The sequence below is a fragment of the Pseudoalteromonas denitrificans DSM 6059 genome (genome assembly GCF_900112265.1).
GTDB lineage: Bacteria > Pseudomonadota > Gammaproteobacteria > Enterobacterales > Alteromonadaceae > Pseudoalteromonas > Pseudoalteromonas denitrificans.
The window spans coordinates 35,318-48,794 of the sequence record NZ_FOLO01000043.1 but is presented as its reverse complement, the minus strand read 5'-3'; the positions used below and the strand labels follow the sequence as shown (position 1 = coordinate 48,794).

Sequence of the window (13,477 nt, the reverse complement as noted above, 5' to 3'; positions counted from 1 at the left end):
ATATGCGGAAGTGGCGGAATTGGTAGACGCGCTGGATTTAGGTTCCAGTATCGCAAGATGTGAGAGTTCAAGTCTCTCTTTCCGCACCATTTATTTCTAAATTTTAATCTTATCTCTTTCCTTTTCTAATAACATATTCATTATACTAATCTTATATTTAAAAAAAATTTTTATAGCTATCAAATATATAGAATTCCTTAACAAACAGTTATACTTAGAATTATATATTAAGAAAAATTAAATTTAAGGCACCTGTCATGCAGTCAAAAAAATCAGGTTTTACATTATTAGAATTAATGGTAACAATTGCCATTGTTGGTATATTAGCAGCGATAGCTTTACCTAGTATGTCTAATCTATTAGAAGATGATCGCACTGAAAGCTTTATTTTTGAACTAAAGCGAAATTTCATGTTTGCGCGAGCTCAAGCAACCGTAAGTGATGAGCTTGTAGTTGTTTGCCCATTAGCATCAGTTACAGCAACTTCGACCTGTGTAAATACCTGGAACAGTAAAAATATATCCGTATTTGTAGATATAAACAGTAACCTTACATTTGATCCTGCCAGTGATATTATGCTTAGAACTATGGATATCATAACCCAAGGTAATGCGAATGATTTATTTGTTCATAGCACAGCCAGTACAGCGGTTAGTTTCGATGGTCAAGGTAGGATCCCTAATAGCCAATTAGGTAACTTGACCTTTTGTCCAAACGGAGAAAATGGTCAGAGCATAACACTAAATTTAGCAGCTTCAGGTAGAGTTAGAAACGTAGGCCATGATGCTGCTATAACTTGTGGATCTTAGTTTCTAAATTATGTTTGTAAAATAATACTTTTAACCTATATTTTATAAAAGCATACGAATAAAGGCTTCAAGGATGAAGTGTATCAAACTCCCATGTCATGGGTTTTCAATGATCGAATTAATGGTTTCATGCTCTATTGTCTCCATTATTTTAGCAATTAGTAGCCCCTCTTTTACAAAGTTATTGGCAACCGGTGAAAGAGATAACCGACTATTTTTACTAAAATCACATCTTATGTACTCTCGAATTTTTGCTATCAATAACAATACAAATGTTACTGTTTGTCCGTTAGATTCAGGGGAGTGTAGTGACCTTTGGCACAAAGAAATATCTATTTTTGTTGACTACGATAAAAATCAAAAACTTAATGGGGAAGATTATCTGTTAAAAATAATAGGTAAGATCAATAAAAATCATACGTTTACTTATCCCAGAAATGCAATCACATATAAACCTGATGGCAGTATATCTGGGTTTCAGTCAGGCAGCTTTATTTACTGCCTTCCTGAATACCTTACTTTAGAGGGAAAACGTATCACTATGAGTCAAGCAGGTCGAATTAAATTACAAAGTACCAACAAATGCTAACGCAACGTATATTCATCTAACGTACGTACACTTGAAGTTGAAAACTCTATATTAGAGGGGATGCATTGAAAAACCTCTTTAATTACTTTCTTTTTATTTTGAGGTAGTTTATAGCCTTTTTTGAACACTGCTTTTTCAGCAGCTACAGTGCTGTTTACCTTTGAACTCACATCTATCACGGCTTCTATTTTATCCTCGGTTAAAACATGACATTTATATTCTGACAGTTTAGATTTTGCACTAATACTAAAAGCGGTCATAATAAAAATTGTAGCGATTAAAGTTAATAATTTAATATTCATTTACCGTCCCCAACATTCATCCGCAGTTTCTGTTCCAGTTGATGTTTTAATTGAAAGTTCATTAATAATCAAACTAGTACAACCACTATCCGTCGCAGCTACCCCACTTGCTGGAGTTGCTGTAATTGTAAAAGCTCTAGAGTTTGCAACTGATGCAATAGCTAATGTATACAAACCTGTTTCTGTCGCAGCTTGTAACCCTAAGTTTGCTACTACTGTAGTATAATCATAATTATCTACAAAAAATTGCTCTTGTCTATTTGCTGCATCTATTAACGCTGTAACGGCTTCTGCTCTTGCAGATTTCACAACATATTGAGTATAACTAGGATAAGCCACAGCTGCTAAAATACCAATAATTGCAACGACTATCATTAATTCTATTAATGTAAAACCATTTTTCTTCATTTTTAATTTCCTGATCCTGTTTCTTTTTTATAAATATAAGTTCGATGTGTTGTAAAACCCATAAAATTGGTGCCACCTTGCCCACATCCTGTTAGTGATATCTTACCATCGCTACATGGTTTTGGTACAGGGTCATCACTTGCACTAATCAATTTCACAACTCCTGAAGAGTATGAGTCACCCCCGCCCTCTCCTGTTTTATCTTCACCAGCTCCTACACCAATCAAAATAAATTGACTTTCACCTTCATCATTTTCACCAAAAAATAACTGCGGACTATCAGGCACTCTATTACCAACCTCTAATGTAAGGTTGTCATATACTTTTGCACCATAGTGTAAGTGAAACGCATATAATAAGCCGCCGCCACCATCTAAAACACAATTAGCCAAATCGTTATCCACAGAAGGTGAGAAACTCGTAAAATAAGCAATACCACCCACTACTGTTGCTTCAGATAAAGACTTTTCAGAAGTGCTTAACCCGTACTTCCAACCATGGTACTGCGCTAAGTCAACTTCTAACTCTCGAAACCCATCTTCATTATCTAGCACTCCTGAAAATGGATCATTTGTGATATCCATTAAATCAGAAATTGTTACAACCGAAGGTACATCAGCTGTTTTATTAAAAGATTTTGTTATGGTATTTTCATCTCTTATCATAAACAGTACGTCATTTGTTGTGGTATATGTCGGGTGAGAACGATTACCGCTACCCACAAGTACTGCCTCATAGGGGGTTTCTTTACGAGTTAAGGCTGTTGTGGATTCGCCATTTTCATCCGTCACCGTAGTTTCGGTCACTTTGCTAAAAAATGTTCTTGCAACTTCAGGTTGATAAAAGAATCGTCTATCATCCGCTTCGACATTCGAGCCCAGTTGCGCAAGTTTAATGACAGTCCATGGTGTATCTGAGCTAAATGGGTCACTCCCTGGCATATCTACTCGCCATAAGTTACCACCTGTATCAGATGCGTATAAGCGGTCAATATTGCCATCAAAATCAGAGTCCATCGTATTTATATCGCCAGGTATACTATCTACAATAATATCCCCACTCGCACTTTTAAACTGTGTATTACGGCCTCCTGTTACAGCTGGTGTTACACTCCATACTAAAGCTTTTGTTTGAGCATCTACGATGAATATACCTCGTCCACCAGAATCATCAGACTTTATTGTTGCATCTTTATTAGTATCATATCCCGCACCAAAAATGAGTAAAGGCCTATTTTTATATCCGTCTATATCAGCAAATACAACTTTTGGCCTAGACCAGGACTGACCCATTTCAGAGAAGCCCAGATCACTAGAGCTTAAAGGTGTGCTCCATAATAATTGAGGTTTATCTGGACTTGATAAATCAAATGCATAGAAAGAGTTTCCTCCACGCCTCATACCTATAAAAGCCCAAACAGTATCCCCTGTTTCTACTTTGCCATCATCATTTTTATCATCAAAGTAAATTACAGGTGACCCATCCATACCATATACTTTAACACCTGCTGTATTGTCTCTTAGACTCGCTAAATTTGAATATAATTCATAAGGAATAAAACCCCACTCTTCACTTATATCGTCTCCTGTATCTTTAAATAAGTGAACCGACCCCGCATTAGTTCCCATTAAAACCCGAACATCACCATCACCATAATTTATTGCTAATGGTTTTGAGTGCAGTGGGTCTCCTAAAATATCTTGCCTTAACTCTGTTCTATTCAAATCACCATCTTCATCATCAATATCAATTCCTTTAGACCAACTAAATAGATTATCTAGTTCAGCTTCTGTAGTTGCCATATAAGCCGCAAGCGCTGCATCATCAGCAACTTGAGTCAGTGCATTTGTTTTAGTAAATGAAGGCATAGGAGAACCTGAACCTACATCTGTATATACCACACGTGATGCTTGTTTTGCTAACTGTGCTCCAGCACCACCAGCTTTAACAACATTGCCGTCGGGCTTTCCATCATTATCTTCGGCTTTTAACCAAAATGTACTTGCACTATCAGAAATGTTTCCCACACTGTCTATTGCTGGGTCGCCATTTTTATCAACTATTTCATCTCCGTTTACCTTTAGCTTTTTTAAATTACCAGCCCAGCGCGCTCCCTCTTCAGGAAAAAACATCGCATAATAAACTGAGTCTAAACTGCGTGTTCTATCAAAGTTATTACTTGCCACTGAAGGAGAAGTAAATGTAGTATTTATTTGTAGAATTTCATTCAAAGCCGTTGTAAGGGCACCGGATAACGCTAACGCATCAGATGCAGAATAATAAGTACCTCCGCCATTTTCAGCTGCGGCTTTTAATAAAGGTGCAGCATCATCTGCCCCTTCACTAAAACCTATGGTATATAAAGAAACAGACTGCGTACCTTTAACATTTAAATTCACATCATTATGATTCATCCAGTGAGCCAAGTTTGGTAAATAATTAGTATTAGATAACGATGGATCCGAAAAAGGGGTTTGTGAAGTATCTTCATTTTTTGGGTCTGTTTTTGTTGCGATTAATGCCGCTATTTCATCATCTGCGGCTAAATCTCTGGTTGGCGCCCCATCAGTTATTAAAATCACATAGGCATTACTGGCACAACCTTCTTTAAATGGTGATATATAGCTGCCACCTGACATTATGCTAGTTTCATATGCCGGTGTATTACCTGTATAAGAAAATCCACAGGAGTTTTTACTACAATTACTATCATCATCAGCATATAAAACTGAGTTGCCTGAAAAAAACCTTGAGGCTTCATATAAGGTTTCACATAAAGGTGTATTAGTTTCTGCCTCAATATTATTAATAGTTGTTACTACATCGGCTCTTGTTTCACCAAATGCCGAAATAATTCGACCACCATCGCGTTTATTTTCCCCTTTATAATCTAAGTTGAATATCATTAAACCAAAATCAACAATCGGAGTAGTATTTATAACGGACGTCATCGCTGTTTTTGCTACGGCTAATCTTGTTGAATCTACATAGACTTTATTTACAGCGTGATACCAACGCAAATAGTTAGGGTGATACAGGGTAATTACCTGACCGCCATCAAATACATCCAATGCTGCTTGATATTCAGTATCCGATAAACCACCTACATTTGTACTACCAGTGTAAAAATTTTTTGCGTTTTTAGTAGCACCATTAACAGGAAGCCCCTGCAATATTGCATCTGCCGCAGAAGTATAAGTAGTACCGCTAATTTTAATTTCTAAATTAGTATTTGTACCTTCTTTATCTATAACATCATCTAAACAATCTAATGCAGCTATCGTACTTGCACCGCTATTTTCTTGTAATTCAACCCAAGAACCAGTATTACCTTTATATTGATGTTCTTTTATAAAGCCACTGTAGACACCATACCTTTCTAAAGCAACTCGTGCAGCATCACAGCCATTTACAGGTGAATTAAAACGTTTTGTATCACTGTTTTTGTCAGTTCGGGGTAATTCATTATCAACCCCAGTACCTATCGTAAAATATACAAAATCTTCATTTAATGAATTATCAAAATTTGAAACTACTGGGTATGTTGTACCAGGTTTATAGTCTTCAACTGTCGTAATTGCTGTCCCCATACTTCCTGAGTTATCAAAAATAATAAGAACTTGTGGTTTAGTCCCCGACTGAATTTTTGTATCACCTACATATAATTCTATATCTTCGCTATGTGATATTTCAGCTAACAACAGAGCCACAACAAGTGTTAAACAACGACCCCAGTTCATAGCAATCTCCTAATTAATATTACATTTAAAATTTAATGAGTGTTGGGCTTCATTAAGAAGAACTTGCACCCATTTCTTGTGCTATACCACTGCTCACCGTTACATTATGCTTACCTTTACCATTCGAATCATGCTTGCCATAATTCAAAGTTGCTTCAATTCTTAACATATTACATTTTATACCTGGCGTTGGATTTACTACAATTGGGCAATCCAATAAAGTTGGCCCTGCATTGCTGTTAAATAAAATAACTTGCGACGAAGAATTTACAGGTGTTACATCTAAACCTTGAGTTGGGTCTACCGGGAATTGGCCCGATTCATATAATAAACGGTTATTTGCAGCCGCAGCTTTTTTTTCTTGTGTGATTATTTGTACTGAATCTGCTTTTACACGGGCAATCGCAACTTCACTTTCTTGTGCTGCACTCGTCATTTTTATATCTATACTACTCGAACTTAATAAGGTCACAGCAATAGCCGTTACAGCAATTATCATCACCAAAGATACAACTAATACAATGCCTTTTTGCTTTGATTTTAAATTATTCATTGCCATTTACTTTGCCCCGAATTACTTATTTTAACCGTAGATACAAGTAAAATTCTGCGATACTTATCATTAAAAGATAATTTTCGTTTATCCGCATCTGTACTGCCTCCTAATGTATATGTTTTAGAGACAGAATCTGAGCTTGAGTCTTCTTCTAATGACCTTACTAATAAAAATATTTGCACTGAAAGTATTTTTGCTAAAGATTGCTCCCAGTCTACTGCGGCCATTTGAATCGCCGTCTTATAAATATCGACCCTATTATCACCATCAGAGTCTAAACCATAGATAAACCGCATATTTTCAATGCCCTCCATGATAGTTTCACTTATTAATCCACCATTGACAGTTAAACGTTTTCTCATTAACACAGGAACAGTGATGTTTTTTGTACCTGAGTTGTAAGATTGCTTTGCAATATAATAAACATGATGATTATATGGCCAAACTGTGGAATTTAGTTGTGGTAATACGGGAGCAGCGCCTGTACCTGGAAATATAGTGCCACTATTTTGATCGACTAATAAGTAATATCTATTAGAGTTCGTTGCAATACCATTTACATTATTACCTTCTAATCTTTTTATCTGTATAACATCGCTATTTGTTACTGTATTGCTAATACAGCCTAAAACACTTGAAGATGATGCTTCTATACCATAAAGGTAGCGAAAATTACTTGTTGGGTTATTAGGAAAACTTGCATTGTTATCTCCTTCACTACAATCAGCAATAGGCGCAGCTGGAGACACGATATTACCGCTATCTAGAGTCGAGCCATAATAAGTACCCCAAAAACCAGCCTGCTGTACATCTTGGCTTAATATATCCATAGCCAACCTTGCCGATTCTTGTAATTCACCAATTTCAAGGGTCGCTTTTGTTGTGATTTTCATACTTAAATAGGTAAACATCACACCAGATAAAATGAAAAGACTTACGATCATAGAGATCATCAATTCTATTATTGTAAATCCTCTTTGACGCATATCAACTCCTCACAGATACAAAGCTATTCATTACAACAATACGCCGCGTACTTGAGGTACTGCCACAGCTAATTGCCGAGTTAGCTGCGTTTTGAGTAATTTTCTGTCTACCTTCCCAACTCACAACAATTTGTAAAGTAATTTCCCCAACAATCGCTTCAGTCGCCGAAATACAAACATTTGCATTTGCCAATGTTCCTGTATGTTCTTGCGCTTTGATTTGCTTTTTCCACTCTTCAATATCAAAAGTAGCCATTTGGGTAGGTGTACACACAACATTAATGCAATTAGGAGAAGGGGTTATCGCAGCCTCACTACTTGAGAAGTTTCGATTATAAAGGGCAACAACGTTAGCAGTATCATTTATACTTATACGCTGAAGAATATCTTTACTTAAAGACAACGCCGCAGCTCTTTGTAATGAATCAAAACTTGCTTGTTTCGCTTTAGCTTGTAAAGCAACAGCACCTAATAAACCTATTGTTAATACTATAAAAGCAATTAATGTTTCTAACAACGTGAAGCCTTTAAACTTAAAGTCATTCATTATTACAGCCTTTTAAAGTTAACTATAATCACGTACAGAAGTCTTTCAGCTTGGAATAATAATAGAACACTATTTTAGCTTGCATTTATAAACCTTGATGCTTATCCACAACTCCATTTATGAAGTATAGACACAAACATTAGAAAAAATACAATAGATGGAATGAATAAAAATTAAACGATAGTAAAGTATGAGGTTTTAATATTTAAAAAGAATGAAGAGTATAAATAATATAATAAAATCGAATTAAAAGTAGAGAGCTAAAACATTAAACCTACATTATTTACGAAGGTTTAACGTTTTAGAGTATTAAATAATTATCAGTGTCAATTATTCTAATCGATAAATATATGATCGTACGGTATCAAGTTTTAATCTCTTTGTGGACATAACATCTATCTTACCGTCACCATTTATATCTTTTGCCACTTCATTTTCTAAAACTGGATGTAGTTCCGGGATGATACCTTTTTCACAACCTGGACATAATAATGAAATAACGATTTCCTTATTTTCAACAGATAAATAAATAGGTGGGCTATCTGGTATACTGTCACCTATATTGAGTTTTTTAATATCATTTGCAATAGTGCCGTATAACAAATGAAATGCGTATAAGCCACCATTACCACCACTAACAGAACATTGGTTTTCTGCATCACTGCCTGGTGAAAAAGTTGAAAAATAAGCAACTCCGCCTGCAACTACAGGCTTAGATAATGACTTTTCACCTGCACTTAACTTATATAACCAACCTTTAAAATCTGTTGAAATTTCTAATTCTAACTCTCTAAAATCTTTATCACTTCCTAATTTAGAATTAAATGGATCACTCGTGATATCAAGCAACTTTGATACGTTAGCAGGCTCTGGTACCTTGTCTGATGCAAAATATTGTGTGATCGTATTTTCATCTCGGATCATATATAAATAATCAGCCGTTTTTGTATCAGAAACAGGATTAACCCTATCACCACTACCAATTAATATCGCTTCAAATGGAGTTTGCTTGCGAGATAAAAATGTTTTTGAATCTATCGTTGTTTTTGTTATTTTACTAAAATAAGTGCTCGCAACTTCAGGTGCATAAAAAAACTTTTGTTTTGTCGCCGATAAATCAGCAACAGCGTGAGGTTTCCAAGGCTTTTCAGTGTCAAATGGATTTGAACCAGGCATGTCTACTCGCCAAACTTTCCCCCCAGTATCCCCAAAATAAAGTCTGTCTACTATGCCATCATAGTCAGAGTCTAAGGTTGTTATTGCACTGGGTACACTGTCTAGCCCTGAAAGGCTATCTGTCGCAATACTGGCAAAATGCGTATTTTTCCCCCCAGTTCCAGCAGGTGTTAAACTCCATAAAAGTTCGCCAGACTCTGCATCTACAATATAAACGCCTCGCCCTTTTTTATCAGTCGTATCGGTTGTTAAACTATCGTCTTTAATAGGGTCATAACCGGCACCAAAAATAAGAACCGGTTTATTACTATCATGGCCTTTAATATCAACATAAGTTACATAAGGTTTTGACCAAGTTTGGCCTAATTCAGAAAAGTCGTCATTTTTTGGTGATTGGGTAGGTGATATAATCCACAAAAGTTTTGGTGTATTTGGATCTGTAATATTTAAGGCATAATAAGTTGAACCGCCTCTGCGCATACCAAAGTAAGCAAATACTTTATCACTTTCATCAACTTTACCATTAGCGTTATCATCTTTAAAGTACACTGATACAGGCGCATCCATACCATATACCTTACCTGCTTGTTTGTCTCTTAGCTTAATTAAATTAGGATAAAGTTCTTTTGGAATAAATGCCCAACTTTCACTTACTGTGTCACCTGAATCTTTAAACATATGCACAAAACCAGCGTTAGTGCCTATCACGATGCGAATATCATCATTACCATAATCAATGGCGATAGGTTTTGAGTGCAATGGGTCACCCATGATATCTTTTCGTTTATTACCATCAGAATTTTCATTGTCAACATCATTACCAATAGCCCATGAAAATAAATTATCTAAACCCCCAGCATTTGTACCCATAAAGTTTGCCAAATCAGAGTCATTATCTATGTCATCCATAGTTAAAGCAGTTGTTTTATTGAAGTAACTCAATATGCCATCACTATCAGCAATATCTGTATAGATTGTTCGTGTAGATTGATTTGTTAACTGTAAGTTAGCACCACCTTGTTTTACATCAGAACCATCTGCGGCATTGCTTCCAAGCCAAAAACTTTGTGCTGAATCAAGAATTTTTCCATCGTCAACAGCTAACTTACCATCCCCACCAATAATTTTATCGCCATTAACTTCAAACTTTTTTAAGTTTCCAGCCCAACGTGTATCCGTACTTGGGTAAAACATTGCATAATATACATAATCACCACTTTTTACTTTACTGGAGTTACTACTAACAGAAGGTGCTGTGAAACTAGTATTAGACGCTTTTATATCTCTAAATATTTGATTGAGTGATTTTGTTAAATCACTTGCTGTTTCTGCTGCTGTATAAACCCCACCACCTGCTGCTGCAGTATTTTTTAATAGCAATTTTCCATTAGAAGACATTCCTGTACCAAAACCAATAGTATGCACTGTGGCTGTATCTTTTACAGATGTACTTGACCATAAATCTGTATTTTCATCATGCATATACTTTGCTAGTTCATCTAAATGATCTCCGCTGCCACCTCCTGCTAGCTGGCTAATTGAAGTATTTCGACTTGAATCATCAGATGTGCTCGGATCTCCATCAGTCATCATAATGACATGAACGCTATTATCACAACGTAAAATGTCTTTTCCAGAAGCATCTTTAGAAGGCACAAAAGGTGATGTATATGTTTTCCAGTAATGTTCAATACTGGTATCTCGATCATCTACATTTTTGGCAAAATCAACACCTTGACCTGATAGATACCGATAAGCTTCCCACATTGTTTCAGTTAAAGGAGTTCCACCACCGGCCCAAATCTTATTATCAATGGCCGAAACTAAATCAGACTGACTCGCTCCTAATCCTTCTATAACATAGCCCCCATCAGTACTATTAAAACGCATCAAGCCAAAATCTATATTTTGATTATCTTCATGGGTGATCAGAGATTTAATTGCAGATTTTGCAACTTTCATTCTACTATCCCAACACTCCCCACGACATCGATGTCCATCAGCGATTGACCAAGCCATACTTCCTGATGAATCAAAAATAATTAATGCGCGAGGTTTTTCAGATAAATCTTTAACATTGTGATTAACATAAATTTCGATATCTTCAGCTTTAATTATTTGCGGCGAAGCAAATAATAATGCTAAACATATCGCAGGGATTTTAATTGTTATTTTTTTTAACACCTGTATTCCTTAATTATTTACTGCAAATCAAATATTATTTATAAAGATTCGCTTGATGGCCCTAAGGCCTGAACTAAACCACTATGGATTTCAATATCATGTTTACCAATACCGTTACTACCTAATTTCCCGTAATGCATTGAAGTTTGCATTCGAAGATAATTGCACATTAAAGAAGGGGTTACTGCAATTCTAGGTAAACATTTCAATGGACCAGGTCCGAAGTTTTCATTGTATAATAATACTTTAGAGTCAGACTGCCCGTACGCATTAGTATCTCCGCTAATATTACTTATATCAAAGTATTGATTTTTTTCATCAGCACTTTTTGTAGTAAATCGCCCTTTCAAATAAAAAAAATGACTATTAACATCTTTTGATGTTTCAGTGCCTATCGCTCTAAAAGAGTCTCCTTTGACTAAATTAATTGCTTTTTCTTTTTCTTGAGTTGCATTAACGATTTTTAAATCAATACTACTGGAACTCATTAAGGCAACAGCAATACCTGATACCGCAAAAATCATAATGAGTGCAGTTATTAATACAACACCTGAGTTTTTTCTTATTTTAATATTTACCAAAGTTCTGAGCCTCCATTAACTAATCTCACCGTAGAAACAAATACACTGCGCCGGAACCTATCATTAAAGGTAAGTGTTTTTGCTGTATCATTGCCGACACCGCCCAATGTATAAGTTCTATTTCTTGCAGGAGATGAAAAATCCTCTTGTAATGAGCGTACCAATAAAAATATTTGCACTGACATTATTTTTGAATTTGATTGTTCCCAATCAATAGCTTGCATTTGCTCTGCAACTCTATAAGTATCAACTTTATCATTAGCATTAGTATCAATCCCATAAACAAAGCGCATATTTTCAATGCCTTCCATAATAACTTCTTCAGAAAACTCACCACCATTTTCAGCAGATAAACGTCTTCTCATTAAAGTAGGAATATCAACTTCCTGACCTTTTACTCTTTGACCTGTTTGCAATGAAATAAAATATACATAATGATTATATTCCCACACAGTGCTATTTGTATTTACGTCTGCAATGTTAAAAACGGTGCCATCCCCGACCCTGAACTGCGCCGATTTTTTTTGAGTGATTAAATAGTATCTTCCAACACCTGATGCTTCTCCTTTGATGTTATTCCCTCCAAGACCTTTCATCTGAATTACATCAGTATTTTGAACCGCGTTTGTTATACAGCCTAAAGCATTAGCTGAACTCGTCTCAATACCATATATATATCTAAAGTTCGTAGGAAAATTACCAGGAAAGCTTGCATTATTATCACCTTCAGAACAATCAGTTCCGGGGTTTGCAAGTACGGTTACATTATTAAAGTCTAATGTATTACCATAATACGAGCCCCAAAACCCCGCTCTTTCTATATCTTTACTAATAATATCCATAGCTAAACGACCAGATTCCTGTATTTCTCCTATTTCTAAAGTACTTTTAGTCGTTGATTTCATACTCATATACGTAAACATAACACCCGAAAGTATAAAAAGTCCTATCACTAAAGAGATCATCAACTCTATTAAAGTGAAACCTTGATGTTTTATATTATTACTTTCATGAAATTTCACTATGCCGGCCTCATGTATATAAAGCGTCTCAAAGAAACAAGTTTACGCTGTGCATTTGCATCACCACATACTATACTTTGGTTTTCAGTACTTTGAACCTGTTCTTGCTTACCTATCCAAGTTATAATTACTTGCAAGTCAAGTTCTTGATCATCTCTTGTAGATAAAATGCATACTGTGGCCCCAGCTAAAGTGCCAGTACCATTTTGAGCACGAATAGACCTCCCCCATTGTTCTAGATCAAATCGAGCTAATTGCTCACTATCACAGGCAGCATTAAAACAAGTATTAGAAAATGCAGCGTTTTCAGGATCTGTTGAAGAAAAAGATGTTGTATAAATTGCTAAAGCATCGTTAGTATCATTTGCACCGATCCGCTCTAATATGTCATTCCCTAAACTTAAGGCTGCTGTTCTTTGTAGAGAATCGAAACTCGCTTGTTTTGCTTTGGCTTGTAACGCCACAGCCCCTAAAAGGCCAATTGACAATACAACAAATGCAATAAGCACTTCAATTAAAGTAAAACCTTTTTCTGATGATTGAGTCATTAATGAACCTGTTTTTATTATTATTGTTT

Annotated in this window: 12 protein-coding genes and 1 tRNA gene; 3 read left to right on the top strand and 10 right to left on the bottom strand. The window is 35.7% G+C overall.

What is annotated here, in order from left to right; genetic code table 11:
• Positions 1-4 precede the first annotated feature (4 nt).
• The 3 genes from BM088_RS19805 (at position 5) to BM088_RS19795 (ending at position 1,398) form a co-directional block, all read left to right on the top strand.
• Positions 5-89, top strand: a tRNA-Leu gene (locus BM088_RS19805).
• A gap of 168 nt (positions 90-257) precedes the next feature.
• Positions 258-809 (top strand): GspH/FimT family pseudopilin, encoded by a 552-nt coding sequence (locus BM088_RS27775; RefSeq protein ID WP_091988779.1) that lies wholly within the window; start codon positions 258-260, stop codon positions 807-809.
• A gap of 73 nt (positions 810-882) precedes the next feature.
• Positions 883-1,398 (top strand): GspH/FimT family pseudopilin, encoded by a 516-nt coding sequence (locus BM088_RS19795; RefSeq protein ID WP_091988776.1) that lies wholly within the window; start codon positions 883-885, stop codon positions 1,396-1,398.
• Here BM088_RS19795 and BM088_RS19790 read toward each other — a convergent pair.
• The 10 genes from BM088_RS19790 to pilV (BM088_RS19745) form a co-directional block, all read right to left on the bottom strand.
• Complete coding sequence (locus BM088_RS19790) at positions 1,395-1,700, bottom strand: TapY2 family type IVa secretion system protein (RefSeq protein ID WP_091988773.1); 306 nt, start codon at positions 1,698-1,700, stop codon at positions 1,395-1,397. The genes BM088_RS19795 and BM088_RS19790 overlap by 4 nt on opposite strands.
• A complete protein-coding gene (locus tag BM088_RS19785; protein ID WP_091988770.1) occupies positions 1,701-2,108 on the bottom strand; it encodes a type IV pilin protein in 408 nt (135 codons plus the stop codon).
• Positions 2,109-2,110: 2 nt separating this feature from the next.
• Positions 2,111-5,848 (bottom strand): pilus assembly protein, encoded by a 3,738-nt coding sequence (locus tag BM088_RS19780; protein WP_091988767.1) that lies wholly within the window; start codon positions 5,846-5,848, stop codon positions 2,111-2,113.
• A gap of 52 nt (positions 5,849-5,900) precedes the next feature.
• On the bottom strand, positions 5,901-6,407 hold the full coding sequence (locus BM088_RS19775) for a pilus assembly PilX family protein (protein ID WP_091988764.1): 507 nt from the start codon (positions 6,405-6,407) through the stop codon (positions 5,901-5,903).
• Complete coding sequence (locus BM088_RS19770; protein ID WP_091988761.1) at positions 6,398-7,390, bottom strand: PilW family protein; 993 nt, start codon at positions 7,388-7,390, stop codon at positions 6,398-6,400. The genes BM088_RS19775 and BM088_RS19770 overlap by 10 nt, the downstream gene beginning before the upstream one ends.
• A 1-nt stretch (position 7,391) precedes the next feature.
• The gene (gene pilV / locus BM088_RS19765; protein ID WP_091988758.1) at positions 7,392-7,937 is read right to left on the bottom strand and encodes a type IV pilus modification protein PilV; all 546 of its coding nucleotides are present in this window, start codon (positions 7,935-7,937) and stop codon (positions 7,392-7,394) included.
• Positions 7,938-8,267: 330 nt separating this feature from the next.
• Positions 8,268-11,297 carry a pilus assembly protein gene (locus tag BM088_RS19760; RefSeq protein ID WP_091988755.1) on the bottom strand — a complete coding sequence of 1,010 codons (3,030 nt, stop codon included), beginning with the start codon at positions 11,295-11,297 and terminating at the stop codon, positions 8,268-8,270.
• Positions 11,298-11,335: 38 nt separating this feature from the next.
• Positions 11,336-11,878, bottom strand: coding sequence for a hypothetical protein (locus BM088_RS19755; protein WP_091988752.1), 543 nt, complete (start codon positions 11,876-11,878; stop codon positions 11,336-11,338).
• Positions 11,872-12,900 carry a PilW family protein gene (locus BM088_RS19750; RefSeq protein WP_245763871.1) on the bottom strand — a complete coding sequence of 343 codons (1,029 nt, stop codon included), beginning with the start codon at positions 12,898-12,900 and terminating at the stop codon, positions 11,872-11,874. The genes BM088_RS19755 and BM088_RS19750 overlap by 7 nt, the downstream gene beginning before the upstream one ends.
• On the bottom strand, positions 12,900-13,448 hold the full coding sequence (gene pilV, locus BM088_RS19745; RefSeq protein WP_091988748.1) for a type IV pilus modification protein PilV: 549 nt from the start codon (positions 13,446-13,448) through the stop codon (positions 12,900-12,902). Before pilV (BM088_RS19745) ends, BM088_RS19750 begins: the two co-directional genes overlap by 1 nt.
• Positions 13,449-13,477 lie beyond the last annotated feature (29 nt).